At 66.1% G+C, this 25258-nt stretch carries 27 protein-coding genes; 19 read left to right on the top strand and 8 right to left on the bottom strand.

The genetic code is table 11. The annotated features are described in order from the left end of the window. Positions 1-53: 53 nt before the first annotated feature. The 5 genes from JLZ96_RS14405 to JLZ96_RS14385 all read left to right on the top strand — a co-directional run bounded on the left by JLZ96_RS14405 (position 54) and on the right by JLZ96_RS14385 (position 4453). Complete coding sequence (locus JLZ96_RS14405) at positions 54-824, top strand: DUF2470 domain-containing protein (protein WP_032383014.1); 771 nt, start codon at positions 54-56, stop codon at positions 822-824. A gap of 35 nt (positions 825-859) precedes the next feature. Next, positions 860-1669 (top strand): CPBP family intramembrane glutamic endopeptidase, encoded by an 810-nt coding sequence (locus tag JLZ96_RS14400; RefSeq protein WP_032391166.1) that lies wholly within the window; start codon positions 860-862, stop codon positions 1667-1669. Positions 1670-1958: 289 nt separating this feature from the next. Next, the gene (locus JLZ96_RS14395; protein WP_201010751.1) at positions 1959-3209 is read left to right on the top strand and encodes an LCP family protein; all 1251 of its coding nucleotides are present in this window, start codon (positions 1959-1961) and stop codon (positions 3207-3209) included. Positions 3210-3240: 31 nt separating this feature from the next. Beyond that, entirely contained in the window at positions 3241-3786 is a 546-nt protein-coding gene (locus JLZ96_RS14390) for a ferritin (RefSeq protein ID WP_032371710.1), read from the top strand. 112 nt (positions 3787-3898) lie between these two features. Next, positions 3899-4453, top strand: a complete 555-nt coding sequence (locus tag JLZ96_RS14385) for a ferritin (protein ID WP_027494851.1) — start codon at positions 3899-3901, stop codon at positions 4451-4453. Positions 4454-4610: 157 nt separating this feature from the next. Here the strand turns inward: JLZ96_RS14385 and JLZ96_RS14380 are convergent, their stop codons facing one another. Genes JLZ96_RS14380 through JLZ96_RS14365 form a run of 4 tightly spaced genes read right to left on the bottom strand, consistent with a single transcriptional unit; the run spans position 4611 to position 7769 of the window. After that, positions 4611-5522 carry a DUF5926 family protein gene (locus JLZ96_RS14380; RefSeq protein WP_032374198.1) on the bottom strand — a complete coding sequence of 304 codons (912 nt, stop codon included), beginning with the start codon at positions 5520-5522 and terminating at the stop codon, positions 4611-4613. Positions 5523-5532: 10 nt separating this feature from the next. After that, positions 5533-6306 carry a glycerophosphodiester phosphodiesterase gene (locus JLZ96_RS14375; protein WP_032385338.1) on the bottom strand — a complete coding sequence of 258 codons (774 nt, stop codon included), beginning with the start codon at positions 6304-6306 and terminating at the stop codon, positions 5533-5535. Beyond that, the gene (locus JLZ96_RS14370) at positions 6303-7418 is read right to left on the bottom strand and encodes a DUF4328 domain-containing protein (RefSeq protein WP_201010428.1); all 1116 of its coding nucleotides are present in this window, start codon (positions 7416-7418) and stop codon (positions 6303-6305) included. The genes JLZ96_RS14375 and JLZ96_RS14370 overlap by 4 nt, the downstream gene beginning before the upstream one ends. Beyond that, entirely contained in the window at positions 7419-7769 is a 351-nt protein-coding gene (locus JLZ96_RS14365) for a rhodanese-like domain-containing protein (protein WP_027494854.1), read from the bottom strand. It abuts the gene before it with no gap. Between the two features lie 278 nt (positions 7770-8047). Here JLZ96_RS14365 and JLZ96_RS14360 point away from each other — a divergent pair, with 278 nt between their 5' ends. Next, a complete protein-coding gene (locus JLZ96_RS14360; RefSeq protein ID WP_201010427.1) occupies positions 8048-8992 on the top strand; it encodes an LLM class F420-dependent oxidoreductase in 945 nt (314 codons plus the stop codon). A gap of 165 nt (positions 8993-9157) precedes the next feature. Here JLZ96_RS14360 and JLZ96_RS14355 read toward each other — a convergent pair whose 3' ends face one another. After that, a complete protein-coding gene (locus tag JLZ96_RS14355; RefSeq protein ID WP_236253983.1) occupies positions 9158-10297 on the bottom strand; it encodes an acyltransferase in 1140 nt (379 codons plus the stop codon). A gap of 259 nt (positions 10298-10556) precedes the next feature. On the opposite strand from JLZ96_RS14355, the gene JLZ96_RS14350 reads away from it, so the two are divergent. Further along, the gene (locus tag JLZ96_RS14350) at positions 10557-11180 is read left to right on the top strand and encodes a superoxide dismutase (RefSeq protein WP_057477341.1); all 624 of its coding nucleotides are present in this window, start codon (positions 10557-10559) and stop codon (positions 11178-11180) included. A 79-nt stretch (positions 11181-11259) separates the two neighbouring features. On the opposite strand, the gene JLZ96_RS14345 is transcribed toward JLZ96_RS14350, so the two are convergent. Together JLZ96_RS14345 and JLZ96_RS14340 are read right to left on the bottom strand one after the other, a co-directional pair. Further along, the gene (locus JLZ96_RS14345; protein WP_201010426.1) at positions 11260-12180 is read right to left on the bottom strand and encodes a sucrase ferredoxin; all 921 of its coding nucleotides are present in this window, start codon (positions 12178-12180) and stop codon (positions 11260-11262) included. Position 12181: 1 nt separating this feature from the next. Further along, complete coding sequence (locus tag JLZ96_RS14340) at positions 12182-13129, bottom strand: ABC transporter substrate-binding protein (RefSeq protein WP_201010425.1); 948 nt, start codon at positions 13127-13129, stop codon at positions 12182-12184. A gap of 157 nt (positions 13130-13286) precedes the next feature. Here JLZ96_RS14340 and JLZ96_RS14335 point away from each other — a divergent pair, with 157 nt between their 5' ends. From JLZ96_RS14335 to JLZ96_RS14315, 5 genes are all read left to right on the top strand, one after another. Beyond that, positions 13287-13814: a hypothetical protein gene (locus JLZ96_RS14335; protein ID WP_027494858.1), complete on the top strand. Its 528-nt coding sequence runs from the start codon at positions 13287-13289 to the stop codon at positions 13812-13814. Between the two features lie 206 nt (positions 13815-14020). Further along, positions 14021-14728 (top strand): TMEM165/GDT1 family protein, encoded by a 708-nt coding sequence (locus JLZ96_RS14330; protein ID WP_032371715.1) that lies wholly within the window; start codon positions 14021-14023, stop codon positions 14726-14728. Positions 14729-15040: 312 nt separating this feature from the next. Then, the gene (locus JLZ96_RS14325) at positions 15041-15943 is read left to right on the top strand and encodes a sensor histidine kinase (protein ID WP_374758037.1); all 903 of its coding nucleotides are present in this window, start codon (positions 15041-15043) and stop codon (positions 15941-15943) included. Continuing rightward, positions 15940-16956 (top strand): hypothetical protein, encoded by a 1017-nt coding sequence (locus JLZ96_RS14320; RefSeq protein ID WP_201010424.1) that lies wholly within the window; start codon positions 15940-15942, stop codon positions 16954-16956. Before JLZ96_RS14325 ends, JLZ96_RS14320 begins: the two co-directional genes overlap by 4 nt. Positions 16957-17068: 112 nt before the next feature. Then, positions 17069-17836 (top strand): SDR family NAD(P)-dependent oxidoreductase, encoded by a 768-nt coding sequence (locus JLZ96_RS14315; RefSeq protein WP_027494862.1) that lies wholly within the window; start codon positions 17069-17071, stop codon positions 17834-17836. Between the two features lie 40 nt (positions 17837-17876). On the opposite strand, the gene JLZ96_RS14310 is transcribed toward JLZ96_RS14315, so the two are convergent. Next, positions 17877-19499 (bottom strand): TM0106 family RecB-like putative nuclease, encoded by a 1623-nt coding sequence (locus tag JLZ96_RS14310; protein ID WP_201010423.1) that lies wholly within the window; start codon positions 19497-19499, stop codon positions 17877-17879. A 225-nt stretch (positions 19500-19724) separates the two neighbouring features. On the opposite strand from JLZ96_RS14310, the gene JLZ96_RS14305 reads away from it, so the two are divergent. From JLZ96_RS14305 to JLZ96_RS14275, 7 genes are read left to right on the top strand one after another with little or no spacing between them, the layout of a single operon-like run. Beyond that, positions 19725-20375, top strand: a complete 651-nt coding sequence (locus JLZ96_RS14305) for a DUF6474 family protein (RefSeq protein WP_027494864.1) — start codon at positions 19725-19727, stop codon at positions 20373-20375. A gap of 16 nt (positions 20376-20391) precedes the next feature. After that, positions 20392-20925, top strand: a complete 534-nt coding sequence (locus JLZ96_RS14300; RefSeq protein WP_032381961.1) for a hypothetical protein — start codon at positions 20392-20394, stop codon at positions 20923-20925. A 51-nt stretch (positions 20926-20976) separates the two neighbouring features. Continuing rightward, the gene (locus JLZ96_RS14295; protein WP_032366718.1) at positions 20977-21639 is read left to right on the top strand and encodes a YcnI family protein; all 663 of its coding nucleotides are present in this window, start codon (positions 20977-20979) and stop codon (positions 21637-21639) included. Beyond that, entirely contained in the window at positions 21636-22217 is a 582-nt protein-coding gene (locus tag JLZ96_RS14290; RefSeq protein WP_201010422.1) for a copper resistance CopC family protein, read from the top strand. The genes JLZ96_RS14295 and JLZ96_RS14290 overlap by 4 nt, the downstream gene beginning before the upstream one ends. 16 nt (positions 22218-22233) lie before the next feature. Further along, positions 22234-23178 (top strand): copper resistance D family protein, encoded by a 945-nt coding sequence (locus JLZ96_RS14285; protein ID WP_236253978.1) that lies wholly within the window; start codon positions 22234-22236, stop codon positions 23176-23178. Between the two features lie 35 nt (positions 23179-23213). Next, complete coding sequence (locus tag JLZ96_RS14280; RefSeq protein ID WP_027494869.1) at positions 23214-24404, top strand: DNA cytosine methyltransferase; 1191 nt, start codon at positions 23214-23216, stop codon at positions 24402-24404. Further along, the gene (locus tag JLZ96_RS14275) at positions 24388-25248 is read left to right on the top strand and encodes a GIY-YIG nuclease family protein (protein ID WP_052054712.1); all 861 of its coding nucleotides are present in this window, start codon (positions 24388-24390) and stop codon (positions 25246-25248) included. The genes JLZ96_RS14280 and JLZ96_RS14275 overlap by 17 nt, the downstream gene beginning before the upstream one ends. Positions 25249-25258 lie beyond the last annotated feature (10 nt).

Raw genomic sequence — 25258 nt, 5'->3', positions numbered from 1 at the left:
GGTATGCCTCACCTACTGGCCATTCAACTGTACCGATCGCATCGGAGGAGCCCATGCTCGGCGCAACCACCACCACCGGACCGTCCACCGCCGAGCGCGTACGCAGCGCCTGCATGCGCGCCGAGGGCGCAGCTCTCGTGATCGACGGCAGCGACCCCGTCGTGACGTCCCTGCACCACCTGCGACCCAACGGCGAGATGATTCTGGCCGTCCCCACCGATTCCATCGACGACGCGATCAGGTGGCAGTCCTCCCGCGCCGGCGTTCCTGCCGTCGTCGAACTCACCGATCACGCACCTCTCGCACTGCGCGAACCGGTGCGGTCACTGGTGTGGCTGCGCGGAGAATTGCGCCCGGTGCCGGAGTCCCTGATGCGCCCGATGGCCGGCGCGGTGGCCGCCGAGCATCCCCACGCGGCCCTGCTCGACGTCGGCCACACCACCTCCCTGGTACGTCTGATCGTCGGCTCCGCAGTGGTGGCGGACAGCACCGGAGCCGAGCCGGTCGACGTCGACTCGCTGCTGGCAGCCGAGCCCGATCCGTTCTGGGAGATGGAAACGAGCTGGCTCGAGCACCTCGACTCCGATCATCCCGACCTCCTCGCACAACTGTCCCGACGCCTCCCACCGTCGCTGCGGCAGGGACGCGTCCGTCCGCTGGGCATCGACCGCTACGGCATTCGTCTGCGTATCGAGGGCGAGTGCGGCGACAACGACGTCCGGTTGGGCTTCGCCGCGCCCGTCGACGACACGATCTCCCTGAGCCGGGCCCTCCGGGTCCTCGCCGGTTGCCCGTTCCTCAACGGTCTGCGCGCCCGGGGCTGACGCCGCCGCGCGGCACAACAGGGCACACTCGTGCCGTGATCGACTTCAGGAACTGGTTGACGCCACCGCCGCCGGAGAGCGCCGCTCCACCGCCCGATGCTCGCGAACGCACGACCATCAAGGTCGAGATCGCGATCGTGCTGCTGGCGACGTTCGGCCTCAGTGGCATGAGCAGCATTCTCTCGCTGGTCGAGGATGCCCTGCAGACCGCAGCGCTGTCCGATCAGACGGTCGCCCTGAACTCCTCGCGATCGAGCTTCAGCGTCATCGACCTGCTGTTCCAGCTGCTGAGCATCCTGCGCCTGTGCGCATGGGGAGCATTGGGGCTGTACCTGCTGTGGCGAGCAGATCTGGCACCGCGTGCGATCGGACTGGCGAAACCGCGCCTGAAGATCGATCTCGGCCACGGCGTCGGGCTGGCGGCACTCATCGGGCTGCCGGGTCTCGCGCTCTACCTGGTCGGCAACGCCCTGGGATTCAATCTGAACGTCGTACCCAGCGCGCTCGACGACCACTGGTGGCGAGTGCCCGCCCTGATTCTGTATGCGCTGGCCAACTCCGGTGCCGAGGAGATCATCGTCGTCGCCTACCTGATCTCTCGACTGCGCCGACTCGGCTTGAGCGAGAACAAGTCCTTGCTGTGCTCCTCGCTGCTGCGCGGGAGCTACCACTTCTATCAGGGGGTGGGCGGCGGCGTCGGCAACTTCCTGATGGGCCTGGTGTTCGGCCGATACTGGCAGCGCACCGGGAGGCTGTGGCCACTACTGATCGCGCACGCGCTCATCGACATCGTCGCGTTCGTCGGTTACGCCCTGCTGCGCGAACACCTGGCGTGGTTGCCCTGATGGGTACAGTCGATTCGTGAACGACGACGATCGCTACGGACGGCACGGCGCGCCGAATCGGCGTACCCCGCCGCCGAGCCAGCCGCCGCCACCGCGTCGACCACCCGGCCAGCAGCCCCCTCCCCCGCCTCGGCGCGCCGGTGGGGCCCCTGGACAGCCACCGCCGCCACCACGTCAGTACCGACCCGGTCCGCCGCCGGTTCCGAACCCCCGTCGGTACAACCCGGAACCTCCCGCGGAGCGAGGGACCCCTCGCCGTCCGAGTCCTGCACCCGAGGGCACCGAATTCATCAGGCGCGACGGTCGCCCGGCCGCTCCCCGCCACGGTGCCCCGGTGCCACCGCAACAGGCGTGGTCGCAGGCACCCGAACCCGGCCCTGCCGGTTCCGTTCCGCCGAACTCGACGCGCCAGTACTCCCGCGCTGCCGAGGACGAGGCCGGGCGCGCCGGGTACGCACCGCGCCAACAGCCGGAACCGTACGTCGACGAGCGCAGGCAGCCACCGGCTTCTCCGCAGCGCGCCTTACGACGACCGGAACCAGCTCGGCCACAACGTGATTCACGTCCCCCCAAGGTTGCGAAGCCGCGCAAGCGTCGGCGCTGGGGCCGTCGCTTCCTGATCGTTCTCCTCGTCCTCGTTCTGGGCATCGGCGGCATCGTCTACTACGTCGACAGTTCGCTCACGCGAGTCGACGCTCTGACCTCGTACCCCGGGAGGATCGGCGACACCCCGGGCACCAATTGGCTTCTCGTCGGATCGGATTCACGAGCAGGTCTGACGCCGGAGCAGGAAGCATCTCTCGCGACCGGCGGCGAGGTGGGCCCCAGCCGGACCGACACCATCATCATGATCCACATCCCCGAGGGCGGCGGGGCGACGACGATGGTCAGCCTGCCCCGCGATTCGTACGTGCCGATTCCCGGCAACGGCGAGGACAAGCTCAACGCGGCGTTCGCATTCGGCGGGCCGTCCCTGCTGGTGCAGACGGTCGAGGGTGCGACGGGAGTACACATCGATCACTACGCCGAGATCGGCTTCGGTGGTTTCGCCGGAATCGTCGACGCCGTCGGTGGAGTCAACGTGTGTGTGCAGAACGCGATCGACGATCCGTTGGCGGGCATCAACATTCCCGCGGGCTGTCAGGATCTCGACGGTTCCGAGGCACTCGGCTTCGTGCGATCCCGCGCGACCGCATTGGCCGACCTCGACCGGATGAACAACCAGCGGGCCTTCATGTCCGCTCTGCTCGACAAGGCAACCAGCGCTTCCACTTTCCTCAATCCTTTGAAACTGTGGCCGTTGGTGTCCGATACCGCGTCGGCGTTGAGTGTCGACGACGGAGACCACATCTGGAACCTGGCCGGGTTGGCCTGGGCGATGCGCGGTGGGCCGGTGACGACGACCGTGCCGGTCGGCGGCTTCCAGGACTCCGATGTCGGCAACGTCCTCGTGTGGGACGACACCAGGGCACCGGCATTCTTCGAAGCCATCGCTCAGGATCGGGAAATTCCGGCAGATCTGCTGACCGGCGGCCCCTGACGGGGGACGTGCGGCCGGTACGTTGTGGATCATGACATTGCCGTCGCATGAGCCCACCACCTCGTTTCACGATCTACTGCGCGCCCAGGTTCGGTACGAGTTCACCGCCTCGCAGCAGTACGTCGCCATCGCGATCTGGTTCGACCGCAACGATCTTCCGCAGTTGGCGCACCGCTTCTACGCCCAGTCGGCCGAAGAGCGTCGGCACGCCATGATGATGATTCGGTTCCTCATCGACAACCGACTCGAGGTGGACGCGTCGGGCATCGACGACGTGGTGACCGCGTTCGATTCGGTCGCCGAACCGGTGGAGTTGGCGTTGGCGCAGGAGGTGGCGGTCACCGATCGGGTCACCGCGCTCGCACAGGCGGCCAGAGCCGAGGGCGATTACATCGGGGAGCAATTCATGCACTGGTTCCTCACCGAACAGGTCGAGGAAGTAGCCGCGATGCAGAGCCTGCTCAACATCGTGCGGCGAGCAGGTTCGGATCTGTTCGACATCGAGCAGTACGTGGCACGCGAGCTCGGCTCGGTGACCCGCGCCACCAATGCACCCAAAGAGGCCGGAAGCGCGTAACTTACGCCCTGCTCAGAGCCGACATTTAGGATTGACTGTATTAGGCTACGTTCGCCTCAATAAGGCTCGACTTGGATGACAATGCCCTCTGACCAGGCATATTGTCCTCACCATGAGCGCAGACATCAAAGAAACGAACCACACCAAGTTCCACGCACTTCTTCGCGACCAGATCCGCAACGAGTTCAACGCCTCGCAGCAGTACATCGCCACCGCCGTCTACTTCGCCAATGTCGACCTGCCGCAGCTGGCCAAGCACTTCTACGCGCAGTCGGTCGAAGAGCGTAACCACGCGATGATGATCGTCCAGTACTTCCTCGATCGCGACATCACCGTCGAACTGACCGGTGTCGACGCGTCGAAGTCCGTGTTCACGGACCCGCGTGAGGCCATCGCCCTCGCACTGGCACAGGAAGAGACGGTCACCGAGCAGATCATCGCTCTGGCGAGCACCGCCCGCGAAGAGGGCGACTACCTCGGCGAGCAGTTCATGCAGTGGTTCCTCAAGGAGCAGGTCGAGGAAGTTGCCAGCATGAAGACCTTGCTCAACATCGCAGACCGCGCCGGCCACAACCTGTTCGACCTCGAGCAGTTCGTTGCCCGCGAGATGAACACCAGCGTCGTCGCCGATGCAGGCGCACCCACCGTCGCCGGCGGATCGCTGTAATTTCGCTCCACGCGACACGCATCGACGAGTAACGCGAGAGATCTCGCGCTCATACGGGTGGTCGTCGGACAAGCAGCCCCTTGTCCGACGGCCACCCGACGTGCGTTTCGGTGCACCGACTTTCGGGCCGCCGCACCTCTCAGTTGGGCTCGACTGCTCAGCGCAGGGTGACTTGACGGCCACGAAGGCCGTCCCGCGAGCGCAGCTGCGCTCCCGTGAGCGGGGCGTCGACGGCAAGAGCCTCGTTCAGCTTCTCCCCGAATTCCTTTGTCGGAGCAGCCCATTCGGTGGGATGCATCTCCGGATCGAGATCGAACACCGGCACCAGCAACCCGTGCGTACGGAACGAGCCTGCGTAACGCGAGCCCTCACCGAGATTAAGGTCTCCGGCAGCGTGCAACCGTGCGAGGGCGAGCATGACGTCGTCCTCGCTCTCCGGGCGAACCCACCGGATGTGCGCCTTGTCGCCGGCGTCGACCCACCATGCTGCAACGACGCCGTCCGCCTCGATCCGCGCCGAGGGCATGATCGCCTGATTCGCGCGCTCCACGGTTGCGGCCACATCGGCTGCGGGAGTGGCACTTTCCGGGATCCACCAATTGAAATCCTGATGCACGGTGATCTCGAGGAGTGCGGACGGGTCGAGGACATCGGTCAATGCGGGGGTGTTCTCGTCCACCGTCGAGGCTTCGAGCGACTCACCTGCGGGGGCGGCGGCGACCCAGCCCAACGCGCTACTGATATCTGCTGCAACGTCTTTCGACTGCGTCTGAACCTGCAGGCCGACGAATCCTTCTACAGTGCCCGCCTCTTCGCGTACCAGAGCGGCGACGGCTCCCGGCAATACCGTTGCCAGAGTGACGGTGCGGCCGCCGGAGGTGATCGGCGCGGTGGCGGTGGCCGACGGCACGAATTCGCGCAGCGCTACCAGGTCGCATTCTGCGGCCAGGCCCTCGAACGGCCGCGTCGTCCCCGACTCGAGGCTGGCGCGCTCGGCCTCACGCTGTGCGAGCTTGGCCGCCCGGTTGCTGTCCTGCTTCGGTCCGCTGTTTCTTTTGCTCTTACCCACGCCAGAAAACCTACACGTTCTTCGATTCCAGCCAGGCGCGCGTTCGTCCGGGATGGTTGGTCGCGATCCACCCGACACCGAGTTCGCGGCACAGGTCCACGTCCTCTTTCTCGTCGACCGTCCACACGTAACTGCCACGGCCCGACGCGGCTGCTCGATCGACGAGCGTCGGGTGCTCACGCAACGCCCGGATCGACGGACCGACCGCGGTGGCACCGACGGTCGTCGCTGCTCCGCCGCCCAGATAGTGCGAGCTGTCGCCGAGGAGGACCGTCGGAAGCATCGGTGCCGAGCGGCGCACTCGCCACACGGCCGAGGGCGCGAAAGACATGATGACCGCCCGCGAATGATCCGCCGAGGCAGGCGCGCCGATGCCGAAGTGGTGCAGCTCGGCCAGCACCGAGGCCTCGATCAGCGAGCCGTAGCGCACCGGATGCTTGGTTTCGATGAAGAGCTTGACCGGCTTGCTGGTCCAATCCAGAATCAGCGCGATCAGGTCGTGCAGCGTCAGAAGTTCGGCGGGTTCGTCGGCATCGCCGTAGTTCAACCGGGCGAGCTCGTCGAAGGTCATCTCGCTGACGATTCCGGTGCCGTTCGAGGTTCGGTCGACGCGGCGGTCGTGCACACACACGATGCGGCCGTCCTTCGTGAGCCGGACGTCGCATTCGACCCCGTCCGCTCCCTCCCGCAACGCGAGATCGTACGCGGCGAGCGTGTGCTCCTTCTTCGCCGCAGATGCTCCTCGGTGCGCGACGACCAAAGGGCCGCGTCGGTCCGGGCTCACGAGACCGTCACCGCCCGGTCGTCCTTCTCGGCCCCGGAATCCGCACGAGCTGCGTCGGCCGGCTCGGTCTCGGTCTGCTCGGTCTGCTCGGTCTCGGCCTCGGCCTGCTTGGTCTCGGTCTGCTCGGTCTCGGACTCCGTGGTCTTTCGCTCGACGCTGGGTGCGATGACCCAGCGGGTGGGACGAGACAGCGCCGAACCGCGCAGGGTGCGGCCCTCGAGTCGGCGCATGACGGCCAGGGTCAGCACCGCGGAAACTGCGGCCACGAGCGCCACGACGGCGGCGAGCAGAACGCCGTCGGCGCGGGCTTGCAGTGTGTTGCGCAGACTCCACAGCACCTGCACGACGACCAGCGCGTTGCTCGTCGCCCAGGCGGCCCACCAGATCCGGATCAAGGTGAGCTCGCGGTACACGTCGCCGTCGGCTTCGGCTCGGAGGCGGACGATCTCCGTCAGGTACACCCCGGGCATGACGATCCGAACCAGAGGCAGCATCGAGAGCAGCAGCATCCATCGCACCGACCGCGGCTCGGTCGCCCCGACCGATGCGTAGGCCAGCCGGCGTTGCCGAACCAGCCAGCAGGACGTCGTGATCAGCGCGAGCAGACCGACGATGAGCGCGCCGACCTGTGCGAAATAGACCAGCGCATCGGAAATTGCCAGCGTGATCGGCGACAGCAGTCGGGTGCGGTTGTACAGCAGAATTCCGTAGCGAAACAGCTCGGCGAACGCCGCCAGCCCGAGCAGCAGCGCCGTGATCCAGACGAACGTCTGCGCGTTGGCTGCGTACTGCTCGACGCGGCCGACGGGCTTGAGTGCGGCCGGGTCGCGTGGGGTGTCGCGCAGTCCCCACGTGGGCGTCGAGTCGTAACGCGGAGTGGGTGTCGGTGCCGCGACCCGGGCGAGACCGACGGCCTTGTTCTTCGACGACGCAGGCCGCGCAACCCAACGAAAATTGCGGCGGCCCTGTGCCGGTGCCCGAGCGGACACCGGCGAGAGCAGCACGCCGTGGCAGCGGGGGCACCACGTACCCGGCCGTGCGCCGACGGCCCAGCGAGTGCTGCAGCGGGCGCAGACCTGGAACGCCTGTGCGCGCCCCTGCGGTGCCGACATCTAGATGATTCTCGCTTCGTCCGAATCGTCGTCGCGCTGGATCGGCCTACCGGCGGCATGCCAGTCGAGCATCCCGCCCTCGACGTTGATGGCCTCGTAGCCCACGCGATTGAGGTATTCGACGACCCGAGCCGAGCGCCCGCCTGCTTTGCAGACCACGTAGATCTCGGACTGGTTGTCGATTTCGCCTGCTCTGGACGGAATGTCGCCCATCGGGATGTGCACGGCACCGGGTGCATGTCCGGCCTGCCACTCGTCGTCTTCTCGGACGTCGAGCAGTACTGCCGCTTCCGGGAACGGCACCGGAAGGCGGTCTACGGTGACGGCGGGCGACTGCTCGGGGTGAGACACCTCTCGATCTTGTCACGTGTGCGATCGCGACTGCCACTCATGCCCGCCTGACGATGGATGGCCCCAGCTATGACCTACGTCACTTTGGCTCACGAAAGTTATCCACAATATCCACAGGTTGATGCACAGAATCGGGGCCCGTGCCGGTTTCTATCCACAGGTCACGGCCTCACAACTGATTGCCGGTGTATCGAGTACCAACGAAGGCTGTGGATCGATCGTGATTTGACACAGCTGTTGTCTGCGGTCGTTTATCCAAGCTGATTACCCTGGCAAACATGACTTCTCACTCCTCGGTCGAGCTACGCGTCTTCACCGAACCGCAACAGGGCGCCACCTACGACGACCTCCTCCGGGTCGCCACAGCCGCGGAGGAATTCGGCTACGGTGCCTTCTTCCGATCCGACCATTACCTCGCAATGAGCGGCGACGGGTTGCCCGGCCCCACCGACGCGTGGATCACCCTGGCCGGCCTGGCCCGTGAGACGTCGACCATCCGGCTCGGCACGCTCGTCACCTCCGCCACATTCCGCTACCCCGGCCCACTCGCCATCAGCGTCGCGCAGGTCGACGCCATGAGCGGTGGCCGCGTCGACCTGGGGTTGGGTGCCGGCTGGTTCGAGGACGAGCACAAGGCGTACGGCCTGCCGTTCCCGGCGCTCGGTGAGCGCTTCGACCGACTGGAAGAGTCCCTCGCCGTCATCACCGGGTTGTGGGAAACACCGACCGGCGAGACGTTCTCGCACGCGGGAACCCACTACCCCGTCACCGATTCCCCCGCCCTCCCCAAGCCCGTCCAATCGCCGCGTCCACCCATCCTCATCGGCGGCGGAGGCAAGAAGCGCACCCCGGCCCTGGCCGCGAAATACGCGGATGAATTCAACATCCCCTTCGCCTCACTGGCCGACACCGAAACGCAGTTCGGACGCGTCCGCGCCGCCTGCACTGCCGCCGACCGTGACCCCCACTCCCTCGTCTACTCCAACGCACTCGTCCTGTGCTGCGGCCGCACCGAGGAGGACATCGCCCGACGCGCCGCCGCCATCGGCCGCGACGTCTCCGAACTCCGCGAGAACGGGGCCGCGGGAAGTCCCGCCGAACTGGTCGACAAAATCGGCCGCTTCGGGGCCATCGGCGCGACTCGCGTGTACCTGCAGACCCTCGACCTCACCGATCTCGATCACCTCGAACTGGTCGCCTCCGAGGTCATCCCGCAGCTCTGATCTCCCCCGCCTCCCATCCGCCCCAGTCCACTCAACGTGACATTGACCCCCGAAAAGGCCACCAAATGTCACATTGACTACCCAGCGGGGGTGAACTACCCAGCGGGGGTGAACTACCCAGCGGGGGTGAACTACCCGGCGGGGGTGACTACCCAGCGGGCTGGGTCAGGGGGCAGATCGAGTGCGTAGTTGTCGGTATCGCGTGCTGATGTGTCGTGCTGCGGGCAGTTCGATCCAGCGGTACATGATTTCGGCGAGTGCGGCGGTGCCGGTCAGGAAGGCCAGGACGGCGGCGGTCGGTCCGAAGTGCGGTTCCACGGCTGCGTAGATGCGGTAGAGCACGAGTGTGTGGATCAGGTAGATGGCGTAGCTGCGGGTGCCGATCCAGCCGATGATGGGCCAGCGGGTGATGGGTCCGTCGTATCGGGCCAGGATCAGCACGGTGCCGGTGACGACGAGCAGTGACCACAGGTAGGTCTCGCCCATCCAGAAGGTGTGGACGTCGATGGCGAGGCGGATCACTTCGATTTGTGCGACGACGCCGATGACGATCCAGCGCCAGGTGACGAGTTTCGCCCAGCCGAGGTAGAAGATCTGGCCGAGGAACAGGGTGGGCAGTACTCCGGCGACTTTGGTGAGGAACGGGATGGTGTACGGCTGGGGCAGGTAGAGGTTCCAGAGGATCGCCAGTGTGCAGAGTGCGGCTCCGATGAGGGGCACGGTGATCGGGCTTGCTCGTAGCGCCGAGCGCATTGCGACGCAGTAGAGGTAGAACACGATTTGCACGACGAGTGTCCAGGTGACGCCCAGTACGGCGACCTCGGGTCGGAGGAAGAAGCCGCCGAGGAAGAAGCTGAGTACGGCCTCTCCGTTGCTGATTCCGGGTTGTCCGCTGAACATGCCGTTGACGCCGAGTTTGACGAGTACGACGGCCAGGGCGATGGCGAACCAGAGGGCGGGCACGAGTCGGGCGAGGCGCGCGACCATGAAGTCCCGACGCGATTGCCGCATAGCGGATCGGGTGATGAGCAGCCCCGTGAGCAGCATGAACATGCTCACGCCCACGAAGGAGAGGTGGAGGTTGAGGCCTACGTCGTCGATGAGGACGAGGTTGACGATGTCGAGCATCCACCAGTCGCCGCCGACGTCGTCGAGCAGGTAGAACGAGATGTGCGAGTAGAGGACGGCGCAGACGGCTATGACGCGCAGGAGATCGGCACCGTTCATCTGGACGCGGGGCGCGGTCACGGCCGGTGCGGCGGCGGACTCGTCGACCGAATTTCGGTTCGGACGGTCCCCTTTCACACCCTCGAGTTTAGGTTCCGTTCATGGTGTGGACCAATTCGGCGCTGTTACGCAACTATTTCGTGACAATCGCAGGTTTTCGCAGCCCAGGAATTCGACTGTCTTGTTCACGTGAATTTATTCCGAGAAAAGCATCTCGGTTACAACGGTTGCACAAGGGGTACGAATGAGATTGGGTTGAACCCTACGAAAGATCCGAAGTAGGACGAACGTGCCCGCATCACGCGATGGGTACGGCGTCGTTAGAGAAGGGAACCACGTGTCCGAGTACACCTTGCCCGACCTTGATTTCGATTACTCCGCCCTCGAGCCGCACATCTCGGGCGAGATCAACGAGCTTCACCACTCCAAGCACCACGCCACCTACGTCGCAGGCGCGAACACCGCGCTCGAGAAGCTCGCCGCAGCGCGCGACAACGAGGATCACGGCAGCATCTTCCTGCTGGAGAAGAACCTCGCGTTCCACCTCGGCGGTCACGTCAACCACTCCATCTGGTGGAAGAACCTCTCGCCCAACGGTGGCGACAAGCCCGAGGGCGAACTCGGTGCCGCGATCGACGACCAGTTCGGTTCGTTCGACAAGTTCCGCGCACAGTTCACCGCTGCTGCCAACGGCCTGCAGGGCTCCGGCTGGGCAGTGCTCGGCTACGACTCGCTGGGCAAGAAGCTCCTCACCTTCCAGCTCTACGATCAGCAGGCCAACGTGCCGCTGGGCATCATTCCGCTGCTGCAGGTCGACATGTGGGAGCACGCCTTCTACCTGCAGTACAAGAACGTCAAGGCCGATTACGTGAAGGCGTTCTGGAACGTCGTCAACTGGGCCGACGTCCAGGCTCGTTTCGAGGCTGCCACGTCGAAGACCCCGGGCCTGATCTTCCCGTAGGTTTCGAGATTGCCGCACGACGCGCAATCGCAGACAGGGCCACCGCGTTCGACGCGGTGGCCCTGTCGCATTTCGAAGGTCACGCCCTCCCGGCGGCGGGCACCGACCCGATGGTTGCGACGCCGTGGTCCGGTCTCGCGACGTCCTCGGAACGGCAGGTCGTTCGGCGCGGGGGCTCGGGATCGGGTGTCACGTGTACCTGCACGCTTCCCGACGTCGTCACCACCACAACATCCGACGCGACGCCGGACGACGTGACATCGGACGGGTGGACGTCGTCGATTCCGGTGAGCCCGTATTCGGTTCGTACTGCGTGTTCGGCGATCTGGGCGACGGTGTCGTCGGTGCATCGGCCTCGGTAGTGGCGCAGCGTGAGATGCCCGCGGTCGTGGTCGTCCACGACGGCCTGCGCGTTGGTCGGTTCGAGGTTGCCGTAGTAGCTGCCGTCGGGCAGGGCCACCATGCCCGCTGCGTATCGATCCCCGCCCAGGTGCGTCGATTCCCATACCCGCCCGCTGGGTCCGGCGAGGGCCGCCGCCACCGGCCGACCGAGCACTGCGCAGCACGGATCCTTCTTTCCGTGCGTGCAGACGAGGTAGAGCCGCTGGTCGACGCGAGTCCCGATCCCAGGTGGGGTGCCCGCCGCAGCGGCTTCGAGCGGTAGTTCGAGTATCTGCTCGACGGTGTCGACCGTGTATTTCTCCAGCCACGGCCCGCGGCGACCCGAGTGCGCGAGAAACACCTGTCGCGTCTCGGTGGGTTCACGCCTGCCGTGCGTTTCTCGCACCAGTTGCGGGCGTACCCCGACGGACTTGCAGCGACGCGAGAGTTCGGTGCCGATTCGACCCAGCGGACCGTCCGGCCCCCACGGTTCGCGCCCCCACGGGCCTCGGTGCTCGATCAACACCCAGCCGTGTGCCCGTGCAGCTGTCCCGCGAAGCGATTCGTCGTTCTCGCGCGCCACTGCAGCGCAGCCGACCCAGCGTTCGGATGCCGGCACGTCAGCCCCCGATTTCGGTTGCGGTCTCGACCAGGGCCTGGGCGGTCAGCACGTTGCCGAAGAGAAAATCCTTGGACGGCAGCTCGGTCACCCGAGCTCCGAGACCGGTGAACAGCGGGTTCTGCCGCAGTTGCGCCACGGCGTCCTCCGTCCCGGCATCGGTGAGCAGAAGGATGTCGTCGGCCGCCAGCACGTCGATCAGTTCCGGGCTGACGTCGACCGTCTGCACCGCGTCGGATCCGCGATCCTGCTGTGCGGGCGCGCGGTAGCCGAGATCGGCCAGGACGGCGTAAGGAAACGATCCGTCCTGCGTCATGTACCGCAACGAGTCGGTGCGCACTCGCGCGACGGTCAACGTGCTGTTTTCCCGAGGTGAGCGTGACTTGGATCGGTCGACCGCCTGTCGATAGTCGGCCAGCAAACCGTCGGCGATCTCCTGCCGATCGAAGATTCCCGCCAGCTGCTGCAAGGTGTTCTGCCACGAGGCCGGGGTGTATTCCACGACGACGGTCGGCGCGATCGGGGCGACCTGGTCGTACAGCGCTCGGTTGTCCTCACCCGTCGTTCGCATGACGATCAGGTCCGGTGCGGCAGCCGTCAGAGCCTCGATGTCGACGTCGGCGTCGACGGATCCGATGTCGATCGGTTCGGTGGTGAGCCGCTCCCGGACGACGGGTGCGTAGTCACCGGTGAGCGGCGGCTTCACCGCTGCGACGGGCTGGATGCCCAACGCGACGACGGCTTCCAACGTGCGGTCGCCGTCGAGCACGGCCACGCGCTGTGGATCGACGGGAACACTCGTCTCACCGAATGCATGCTGCACGGTGCGAACCTCGCCGCCGGTCTCGCCCGGGGTCGATGCCTCCCGACTGCAGGCGGCGACACTCAGCAGCAGCGCAACGGACAGCAACGAGACGACGGTTCGCCGGGCGGATCCTCTGTTTTTCACCGCAGCAGCGTATCGGCTGCCGAGCCGCAGTGGGCCGGCTACGTTTTCGGCTGGCACTCTCCCCATCTTGTGTGCCAGCCGTTTTCGGGTCATTCTTCTCCTTACCCAACGTCGTGTACCCGGCTTCTGCCTCGTACCTGTCTGGGAGGGATGCGCAATGGACGATCGAGATCTCATCGGTGTCTCACCTTTTCACGCCGCCGGTCTACTGCGCGGGTTCGTGATCTCCGGTCGTTGGCCGGACACCACCAAGGAGTGGGCTCAATTCCTGGCGCTGGCCGTCCGGGTCGCGTCGATGCCGGGTCTGTTGGCGACGTCGACGGTGTTCGGGGTGCGGGAGGAGCTGCCCGAGGATCCGGAGCCGGGGACGGTCGGCCTGGTGTTGGCCGAGGGACCGGTGATCGGCGATTTCGCGTTGGCTCCCGGACGGTTCTCGGACCATCAGCCGGCCGCGTTGCTGATGCTGCACCCACCGTCGGAGACGACGCCCTCTCTGCCGGAATGTGCGGGCGCGGCCTCGGGTTGCGTTCTGCTGCCCGGTCTTCCGCATCTGGGCCTCGATCACCGGGCCGCGTGGGTGGAGGCAGAATCCGACGGCACCGTGACGTCGATGATCAGTCGGGTCGGCCTCGATCCGATCAGCGATCCCGACACCGCAGTTTTGGCGATGCTCCTCGCATCCTGACCGCTCCCCGTACACGATTTTTCGGGTCCCCAAACTTATTGGCGCATTGGACAATTGGAGAAACGGCACTTAAAGTCGTCTGCAGCGAAGGGGAGTAGCCCCCAATCAACGTGTCGACATACTGGTCGTTTTCCACGACCCGGCACCTGAACCGGTACTTCCGGTGGGCGAGACCTTCGGTCCGTTCGACGACCGAGGAGTCTGCTGTGCTGTCCGCTCTACTGTTGAGTTTCGCTGTCATTTTCGTGGCCGAGCTGGGTGACAAATCCCAGCTGATGGCCATGACGTTCGCCTTGCGCTACAAGTGGTACGTCGTCATCGGCGGCATCACGGTGGCCACGACCGTCGTGCATCTGGTCTCGGTCGCCGTCGGCCATTTCCTCGGTGTGTCCATCCCCACCGAAGCCATCTCGATCGTCGGCGGGCTCGCGTTCGTCGTGTTCGGTCTGTGGACCCTGCGCGGAGATTCGCTGTCCGACGACGAGGGTGCCAAGGCGTCGCGAGTCACCAAGTCGGCCTTCCTGGCCATCGCGTCCGCGTTCTTCCTCGCCGAACTGGGCGACAAGACGATGCTGGCCACCGTCACTCTGGCCGCCGACAACGACTGGGTCGGAGTGTGGATCGGCTCGACGGTGGGCATGGTCGCCGCCGACGCCCTCGCTATCGTGCTGGGTGCCGTTCTCGGAAAGCACTTGCCGGAACGCATAATTCAGTACGGTGCGGCCATTCTGTTCTTCGTCTTCGGCGCGGTCCTGTTCTTCGAGGGACTGATGCCGGGTACGTCGGCACCGTACGTGGCGGCCGCAGTCGTGGTGGCGATCTCGGCCCTCGTCGTCGCCGCTGCGTTCGTCCGACGCTCCCGCAGCGACGCACCGCAGGAAGTGGAGAAGCGCAGCACCACCGAAGACGTCTGACCTTGGTTTACACTCCTCGCGGAGGGGTGAATGAACGACAACCTGCAGGCGACGGGTAGCGACGCGGCACACCGTTCGACCGATCGGCTCATCAGGATCTTCGGCCGGTTCGTCGGCACCGGCTACGCGGCGTATCTACTGCTGCTCGTTCCCGACATCGCGCGCAGCAGCGTCACGGTCCCCGGGTGGTGGACCCCGGCCGCCGTGATCGTCGTGTTCGGTACCGGTCTCGCGTTCGGAGCCTTCACCTTTCACCCGAGCATCAGGGTCAGCCAGGTTGCGGGTTCGATCGCAGCGTTGGCGTTCCCGGTCATGGCCCTGCTGTGGTGGGTGGCCTGGGACGGGACCACCTTCGATCGGAGCGGAATGTTCCTGTCCGCATTCCCCGGCCTGGCCTCACTCGCGGCCGCGACCGTGTGGCGACCCATCCCGGCATTCGTGCACACGGCCGTCTCGGTGGTGATCGTGCAACTGATCAATCAAGCTGTGCGAGAGCCGTTTCCTCGCAGCAATGTCATCGCCGAAATATTCTTCGGGCTGATGTTCTGCACGGTGTTCGTCGCGGCGACTCTGGCCGCACTGCGTACCGGTCGCATTCTCGATGCCACCATCAGCGCCACCCACGGCGATGCCGCACGGGCGGCTGCGGCGAATGCACGCGAAGTCGAACGGGAACGGTTCGACGCCCTCATCCACGACGAGGTCATGTCGTCACTGCTGGCGGTCGCTCGCCAGGGCCGCACTGCGAGCCTCGCCCGTCAAGCACGTTCGGCATTGGCCCATCTGGACGGACTGCACACCGACACTGCGACACACGATTTCACCGTCGACGACACGATCGCTCTGATGCGGGCCTCCGCATCGACAGTCGACGAGTCGATCGATTTCAGGGTCCGCGAGGACCCCGCCGATTCCTCGGCGAACTACCCTGCCGATGCGGTCCGGTCGATCGCGGGCGCACTAGCAGAAGCACTGCGCAACAGCCTCGTTCACGCTCAGGCGTCGACCAGATCGGTGACGGTCGAGCTGGCCCCGTCGGCACTGCGAGTCATCGTGCGAGACAACGGTATCGGCTTCGATCGACGCTCGGTGCCTCCGCACCGACTCGGCGTCGCCGTCAGCATCGAGGGGCGGATGCGTCAGCTCGACGGCGGTTCGGCCGAGATCGACACCTCCCGCCGCGGAACCACTGTGCGATTGAGCTGGGCGCGATGAACGGCGAGGATGTTCGCGACCTGCTGTCGATGAAGTCGGGGGCCGCGTACGCCGTCGCCGGCTTCTACATCCTCGCGTGCGCCGTGTGTGCGTCGGCGACGCTGAAGGGTATGTCCGCGGTGTGGCCGCCGTTCGTCTCGGTGCTGGTGTTCTCGGCCGCGGTCATCCTGCTGCTCAGAGCGCCGGGGGATCCGCTGAGCCCACGGTCCACGGCGTTGCTCACAGTGTCCGGGCCGGTGGCCGCGTCGTTCGTCTTCGCCGTGGTGCCGGTGCCGCTGACCGGCAGTCTGCAGTCCTGGCCTCTGGGTATGTCCGTCGTGATCTACACGTTCATGTGTGTCCGTGGCCGCACGCCGGCCGCGTGGTTCGGACTCGCGCTCACGATGTCTGTCGTCGTCGGTTGGGCAGCCTGGACGGGTCAAGGCGCACTGTTCGGGTTGTCGTTCAGCGCCATCAATATTGCTCCGTTGTTGATGGCGACGTTCTTCGCCTTCACCATCCGACCCCTCGGTGCAGCGATCTTCGAGCTCCGTGGACAATCCACCATCCGCATCGCCGCCCAGGCCGCCGCTGCGGCGGTACTCGAAGAACGGGACGCCCGCCTGGCCAGTCTCGACACGCTCGCCCGCCCGCTCCTGCAGCGCATCGCGGACGGCCCCGACCTCACCGACGAAGAAGTCCTGGCGTGCCGACTCCTCGAAGCCGAGCTCCGCGACACCCTGCGGGCCCGCGGGCTCGTACTGCCCGAGTTGGCCAGAGCGGCACGCTCGGCTCGCGCCCGCGGGGTCGAGGTCACGATGCTCGACGACCGAAGCCCCACAGCATTGAGCGAGAAGGTCCGCAACGACATCGCGGCGGGGGCGTCGAGCAGTCTGGACGGTGCCGTGACCGGATCGGTGACGGTTCGCCTGCTGCCTCCGGGCCGACCGGCCGCGGCGACGATCCTGCTCGACGACCTCGGTGACGGCGCTCAGCGAGTCGAGTACGACGACTCCGGCCGCATTCTGCCCTGATCGGCGGGTGCCTGGGAGTGGGGTGAGGTCCCCCGCCGGTTATGGTGCAGAACACAGCGTGGTCGCTGCCTGTGCCGCGACCCGACACCGCTAACGAAGGGGATCGTACGACGTGGAGATTTCAGGAACAGCAGCACTCGTCACCGGTGGCGCGTCGGGCCTCGGAGCAGCAACCGCAGCACGTCTGGCAGGCGCGGGCGTCACGGTGTTCGGTCTCGATCTGCCGCAGTCCATCGAGCGCGCCGGAGACAGTGTCCCGGACGGGGTGACCCTCATTCCCGCCGACGTCACCAGTGAGGCCGAGGTGGAGGCCGCACTGGACACGATCGTCGAGTCCGGTGTGCCGCTGCGCATCGTCGTCAACTGTGCAGGCGTGGGCTGGGCGGGTCGCATCCTGTCCAAGAAGGGACCGCACGATCTCGAGCTGTTCCGCACGGTCATCACCATCAACCTGCTCGGCACGTTCAACGTGATGCGGCTGGCCGCCAACCGCATTCAGTCGCAGTCCACCGTCGACGACGCCGGCCAACGCGGCGTTGTCATCAACACCGCATCGGTCGCCGCATTCGAGGGTCAGATCGGCCAGATCGCCTACACCGCCTCCAAGGGCGGCGTGCACGCGATGACCATCACCGCGGCCCGCGACCTGGCCCAGGTCGGCATTCGCGTGAACACCATCGCCCCCGGCATCGTCGACACCCCGATGCTCGCCGGTGTCACCGAGGAATACCGTCAGGGCCTCGAGGCGTCCGTGCCCTTCCCGTCGCGTCTCGCGCAGCCCAGCGAGTACGCCCAGCTGGTGCAGATGATCGCCGAGCACGACTACCTCAACGGCGAAACGATCCGCATGGACGGCGCGATCCGGATGGCACCGCGCTAGAAGTCCTTTCGCGTGTGGCCCCGACTTCTCGGGCGCGGGGTCACACGCGAGCGCGCAGGTCCGCCACGGTCGGGATCTCGTGCTCGGCGCGGTCGGACATCCACTCGCGCAACACTTTGGTGGCGAGCACATCGTCCTCGTTGTAGACGAGTAGCCGTTCTCGCTGGGTGTGATCGGGATCGGCGTCGTATCCGACAGCCTCGCGGTACCAGCCCATCGACGCCTCGCCGCCGGCTTCCTCGTCGCGCCAGGAGAATCCGGCCACCGGGGCAATCTTCTTCAGCCCCTTGCCGTTCGGGCAGATGAACTGGTCGCTGACGGCTTGATAGATATCCACCCACTGCTCGCTGTCGATGAATTCGCGTATCTGTGCTTCGGTGGGCACTCCGGGGACGTCGGCGAAGCGTCGGGCCGAGTCGAGTAGCCATTTGTCCTCGGCTTGTCTCGAATAGCAATACGCTGCAAAGGTTTTGCCGCGAGCCGCGGCATCGGCCCGCGTGTCCATCAACCAGTTCCAGAACACCGCGAACGAGCGTCCCTCGTCGTCGGTGGGCAGCGGATCCCAGGTGACGAAGCCGCGATACTCCGGCGGCGGTCCGCCTGCCTCGGTGAGGAGCGTGCCCCACAGGTACGCGCCGTGCTCCTGATAGCTCTCCATGTCGACGTCCACCTCCACGTCGGCGCGGTGGACCGTCACGGTCTCCGATCGACGCAGCAGCGGCACGTCGGCACGCCAAGCCAACGCCGCGGATACCGCGTCGTCGAAGTTGCCGAAGGGCCACTCCTCGGGAGCCGGACCTGTCCATTGCGCCAGCTCGTCGATCGTCCGCACTCCAGCGCTGCGCAGCACGTCCGCTCGGGATCCCGATGCGACGAGAGAGACGTCGCGGGCCGCCACCAACTGCGGCTTGCAGTCGAACCACCAAGCACACGAACGGCATTCACTGATCTGCGAGGGAACGGTCACCGCGTCACCGCTCGCGACCGCAAGCCGGTCCGCGAAGCGAATGTCGTATTCGTCGAGCGCGGCAGTCAGGTCGTGTACCAACACGCACTCTCCGCGATAACCCACTGCACCCCCGACCGGGGTAGCCGTGGCCAAGCCCTCGTGGGCGAGCATGCGGTACAGGTGCGCGAGGCGGAGCTGATCGCGCAACTGGCTGCGCACCTTGCGGGTCTCGTCGACGGCCGGAGCCCAGTGCGTGAGCGGTGTGGTGCGCGCACCGCGCCCGGGGTCGGTCACTTTGTGATTGACGACGATCACCGGAATGTAGCCGCCCGACGCGTCACGCACGAGAAGCTCGCTCCGTCCGCGGCGGCCGGTATCGCGTTCGAGTGGCAGAACTGCATTCCAGATACGTTCGACGCCTGCGCGGCAGGCCGCGACGGTCGCATCGGCCGCAGCACGGGCCGTGGGCTCGTCGATCTCGGTCCACTGCATGGGGTCGGCCGCTGCCAACTGCGCGCGAATGTTCTCGCGATGCGCCTGGGCCGCCTCTCGGCGTTGCCGCACCCCGGGATTCTCGGGTTCACCGCGCAGGAGCGCCCCGTAGGCGGTGTCGAGATAGAGCCGGTGCCGACATCGCGTCAACGATCCGGCGTCGAGCAGCACAGGTGCGTGCGACGCTGCCGCATCTCGTTGACCGTTCACACCGCTAGACATTAGGTGAGCCCTCCGACAGCCGAAGAAGAACAGCTGCCTATCAGGCGGGAGTGGAGCCTGGGGACCGACCCATAAGGCGGGAGTGGAGCCTGGGGACCGACCCATAAGGCGGGAGTGGAGCCTGGGGACCAACCCATTAGGCGGGAGTGGAGCCTGCGGAATGACCCATTAGGCTGTGTGGAACGCACCGTTACCGCCTAGCAGCACATGTCAGGAGCCTTGTCGATGGGTCTGTTCCGTAAGCGCAAAGGTCGTGCCACTCGCAAGGCGGAGGCGAAGGCCCTCAAGCACAAGGCCACTCTCGAGGCGAAGCTCGGCGCGAAGAACGAGCGTAAGCAGCTGAAGTCGATCGCCAAGGCGCAGCGCAAGCTCAGCGCGGTGGAGGCGAAGTCGCAGAAGAATGTCGAGAAGGCGCAGGTCTCGGCGTTGCGGGCGCAGCAGAAGGCGGCTGCGGCCGGCACGCTGAACGTGGCTCAGATTCGTAAGTATCTCGGTATTGCTCGGCTTCTGCTGCCGGTGCTGGCTCCGATCGCCTACCGCGCTGCCACCGTCGTTCGCGGGCAGCTCGACAACCGCAAGGCGCAGCAGCTGGGTGTCGCACCCGATCAGCTGAGCGAGTACTCGGGCCACGGCGGCAAGCTCAGTGCCCGGATCGCCGGTGCCGAGAAGTCGCTGAGCACCATCGGATCGCGTCATTCGGATCCGGAGACCAAGAGTTTCGGTGCCGCGATCAGCGAGCGTCTCGACGATCTGACCACCGCTGTCCGCGCCGCCGAGCAGATGCCGCCGGCACGCCGCAAGACTGCCCACGCCGCCATTTCCGCTGAGCTCGACGGCATCGAAGCGGACGTGCTCGCTCGCCTCGGCGTGCGCTGATCTCACCGACCATCCGATGACCGACGGCTCTGCTGCACCGCTTCGCGGCGGAGCTGTCGGTACGGTCACCGCCGCGCTGGCGGTTGCTGCGCACGGAATGGCGGGCGGCGGCTATCTCAGCGGATCGGGCCTGGCTCTGCTGATCGTGGTCAGCCTCGGCGTCGGTGCCATGACTGCCGTTCCGCGTCGCTCGACTGTTCTGTTGCCCGCCCTGATGGGTGGCCAACTCCTCGCTCATACCGCACTGAGCCTGAGCGACATGGCCGGCATGTCGGGCTCGTCACACAGCCATTCGCTGCTGCCCAGCGCCGCGATGATCGGCTTTCACGCGGCCGCGTCGCTGGTCGCCGCGCTGTTGATCGCCGCAGCCGAACGTCTCTACGGCCCGATCACATCGATTGTTCGTGCCGTTCTCGCGCTCCTCACTCCCCTGCCCGACGGTTCTGCTGTCGGTCGCGTCCGGTTCTCCGTCGCGATGCCGTCGGTGCACGGTATTGCCCTGGACTGGGCCATTTCTCGTCGTGGGCCTCCGATGTCGATCAGCTCGTAACTCTGATCCGACATCCTCTTTCCACCTCCGTACAGAAATGACCCAACACTCATGAAGAGTTCCATTCCGCGTGCCTTGTTCGTATCCGGTGCCACCGTCGGCGCACTGCTGATCGGCGCAGGCGCAGCCTCCGCCCATGTGGTCGTCTCCGCGCCCGACGCCGCGCAGGGCGGCTACTCGGTCCTGACGTTCCGCGTCCCCACCGAGTCCGACACCGCATCGACCAACTCGGTCAAGGTCACCTTGCCCGGCCTCAATTCCGCTCGCACCCAACCCATTCCGGGGTGGACGTCCACCGTCGAGAAGGACTCCGCCGATCTCGCCGTGTCGGTGACCTGGACGGCGAATCCCGGTGCCGAGGTCGGTCCGGGCCAGTTCCAGCAGTTCCTGCTCTCCGCGGGGCCGCTGCCCGAGCAGGAAACCGTGTCGTTCCCGGCCACCCAGACCTACACCGACGGTGAGGTCGTGCAGTGGAACGAGCCGATGACCGAGGACGGCAGCGAGCCCGAGTTGCCCGCTCCCACACTGACCCTCGCAGCATCGAGCGGTGACGCGCACGGCGGAGCCCACGCCGAGACGACGGACGCAGCCGAGCAGACGTCCACGTCCTCCTCGGACACCACCGCCCGGTGGATTGCCGGTGCCGGGCTCGTTCTCGGTGCCGTCGGCGCCGGCCTCGGAATCGGTGCAACCGTACGGAGCCGACGCTCGTGAGGGCGCTGACCGTGTCCGCCAAAGCGGTGGTCGTATCGGCGGTGGCCTTGCTGGCACTGCTGGTCGCGGCTCCGATTGCCTCGGCTCATTCGCAGGTCACCGGGTACAGCCCGGCCGACGGCTCCTCGCTCGACGCATCTCCGGCGACGGCATCGGTGACCTTCAACGAGGTGCCGCAGTCGCAGTTCGCAACGCTCAACGTCGTCGGCCCCGACGGCAACATCTGGTCGAAGGGCGATGCTCGCATCGAGGGCCAGAGCGTGGTCGTCGACGTCGGTGATCTGGGCCCTGCCGGCGAGTACACCCTCGCCTACCGCATCACCTCGGCAGACGGTCATCCGGTAAGCGGCACGGCCACGTTCACGCTGACGCAGGAAGGGTCCGGAACACCCGGGGCACCGGCCGATGCGTCGGGCACCTCGGAAGAGTCCGAGGACGGGTTCCTCGGCGGTTACGGACCTATCGTGCTGGTCGTGATTGCGGTCCTCGCCTTCGGCGGAGCATTGGCATTCGCACTGCGTAAGCCAAAAGACCAGCGTAAGTCAGAAGACCAGCGTAAGCCGAAGAGCGAGAAGTAGATCCGACGTGGCTGCGGTGAGCGAGAGGAGCGTTCGGCTCGTGCTCGCCGCCGCAGCCTCGGCGGTGGTGGGGGTCGCGGCAGCGTTCGCGCTGGCGTACCCCACCTTTCCCAGCGGGTCGTCGTGGCTCCGCGTCATCGCTGTCGCGTCGGGTTCGGTGGTGTTGGGGTTCGGAATTCTCGCTGTCCTGGACGGTAATTCCGCATCTCGACGCCCCGCCCTCGACTCGCTGGTGATGTGGCGGTCGATCGGGTTCCTGTCGGGTCTGTGGGCGGTGGCCGAGTTCGTCCTGTTGGCAGCGGCCGCAGCCGAGGCCGAGGGCCGAGCAGTGACGGCGCTGTCGCCGAGTGCATTTGCGGCCTTCGTCGCGTCGATCTCCGTCGGTCGACTCGGCGCGACGACGGTGCTCCTCGCGCTCGTTCTGTGCGCCATGGGCGCACTCGGATATCGACGAGACGCATCCTGGTCCCCGGTTCCCGTGGTCACACTGGCGGCGCTGGCCCTGGTCGCGCGACCGATCACCGGACACATGTCGCAATTCGCATTCGGGTCCATTGCCGTTGCCGTTCATGTGGTGTGCGCCTCGGTGTGGCTCGGTGTGCTCGGCGCGATGGCGCTGAGTCTGCGGACCAAGACAGCGTGGGCGACGCTTTTACCGGCCTATTCCCGGATCGCGCTGTGGTGCGTCGTCGGGGTGGCCGTGACCGGCGTATTCGACGCGGTCCTGAAGTTGGAGAGCCCGGCCGCTGCGATCGAGACAGGTTACGGCCGAATCGTTCTCGCCAAAGTCGTGATGACCGTGATCCTGGTGGCTGTGGCATCTCGGATCCGCCGCACGTGGTTGCCGACCGCCACTGCGCACCGCTCCACGGCGGACTACTCGGTGCGGCGAGCTGCAGCTCATGTCTGTCTGCTGACGGTGGCGTTCGGACTGGCGGCGGCGTTGGCGACCACGGCCTAAGCGAGTCTGTCGGGGCTCTGTACTAGCCTGAGTGCATGCCGAAGTTGACTGTGGTGCCGGGTGGTTCCTCGGTGTCCGCGCGCGATCGGATTCCCACGGTCGCCGAGTTCTTCGCCGGTATCGGTTTGGTGCGAATGGGCTTGGAGCAGGCCGGTTTCGAGGTGTGCTGGGCCAACGACATCGAGCGCGACAAGCACCACATGTATCGCCAACACTTCGGTGACGACGCGGCCCATTTCCAGCTCGGGGATGTCGCCGGCACGCGGGGCGGCGATCTGCCGGACGGTCTGTCGTTGGCATGGGCGTCGTTTCCGTGCACGGATTTGTCTCTGGCCGGGGGCCGGGCCGGTCTCGCGGGCAAGAACTCCTCGACATTTCGGCACTTCACTCGAGTGTTGGACGAAATGGGTGACGGCCGTCCCGAGGTGGTCGCGCTGGAGAACGTCGTCGGCCTGGCCACCAGCCATGGGGGCGACGATCTGGCGGCGGCGGTCCGTGAGCTCAACGAACTCGGCTATTCGGTGGACGTCCTCACCATCGATGCTCGACGCTTTGTCCCGCAGTCCCGTCCCCGTTTGTTCCTGATCGGTGCGCAACATCCGCCCGAGGATGCCCGCGATCCCAACAGTGAACTGCGTCCGGATTGGTTGCAGGCGGTCTACGGCGATTCGACGCTGTCGACGCATCGGGCTCCGCTGCCCAGCCCGCCGATCCCGTTGACCAGTGGTCTCGGCGATCTGGTCGAGCGGATGGATTACCGCGACGAGCGCTGGTGGGATGCAGACCGCACCGAGGCGTTCGTACGCTCGTTGTCTCCGATTCAGTTGCAGCGCATCGAGATTCTGAAGAAGGCGCGCAAGGTCAGTTACCGTACCGCCTACCGTCGTACGCGCAACGGCGTCGCGGTGTGGGAGGCCCGCCCCGACGACATCTCCGGCTGCCTGCGTACTGCGCGCGGTGGGTCGTCGAAGCAGGCGGTGGTCAAGATCGGCCACGGCCGGTTGCAGGTGCGCTGGATGACGCCTCTCGAGTACGCCCGCTTGATGGGAGCCGGCGACTACACGCTCGGCGGTCTGCGGAACAACCAGGCGCTCTTCGGTTTCGGTGATGCGGTGTGTGTTCCGGTGGTCGCGTGGCTGGCGGAGCACTACCTGATGCCCCTGGTGAACGGGACACTCGGTTCCATCGCGCCGAATGCGACTGCTGCGCATGTCCAGTCACGGTAAGTCCTCGCTGCGGGCGTCGGCGGTCGCGCCGCGCAAGAGCAGTCTGCCTGCGGACGATGTGCAGTCATTTCGAGCTGCACTGCGAGAAGTGCTGAGCGAGAAGGACGATCGAGGACGCGTCTGGTCGGCGGCCAAGTGGGGCGTGTATGCGTTCTACGACTATGACGGCGAGCCGATCTACGTGGGGCAGACCAAGGAGAAGCTCAGCGTTCGGGTGCAGCGGCATCTGACCAATCAGCGGACCGACGCCGTCGCGATGCGAGTGCTGGACGTGTTCGAGGTCGCGGAGATCGAGATCTGGCCGCTCTGGCAGTACGAGGACCTCAAGAAGTCCGACGGCGCAGAACAATTCCGCGCAGCCGAACGCGATTTGAACGCCCACGAGTACACGGCGTACCTCGAGGCCATCGACAGGTCGCGTCACAAGGCAATTCTGAACGAGAAGATCCCGCCGGTCTCCGAGCCCATCACTCTGCCTGCGTCACTGCGGCGGTCGCTGATCTCCGAGCAGATCCGAATAGAGCGCGGGCACCCCGACATTCGGATCGCGCGGCGCGCGGAGACCATCTCCCGATTGGCTGCGGTCACTCGCGAGCGCGGCGAGGTGTCCGAGGGTCTGCGACGCGTCCTGGTGGTGCAGGCGGTGCGGCTGGCGTATTTGTCTGCAGAGCGACTCGCCTTCGTCGAGGGTCACCCCATTCCCGATCCCGCGGCCATCGACGTCACCGCCCTGGTGGGTTCGGTGCTGCACGAACGTAGCGATCCCGAAGATCCAGACGACCCCGGAGACCCAGAGGACCTACCCGAGCCCGACGCCGAGCTGGACCTGTTCAGCGACTACTGACTCCCGTCGC

It is taken from the genome of Rhodococcus sp. NKCM2511 (assembly GCF_014905595.1).
Taxonomy (GTDB): domain Bacteria; phylum Actinomycetota; class Actinomycetes; order Mycobacteriales; family Mycobacteriaceae; genus Rhodococcoides; species Rhodococcoides fascians.
Note: the sequence above shows the minus strand (reverse complement) of the source record. Positions and strands in the feature narration are given on the sequence as shown.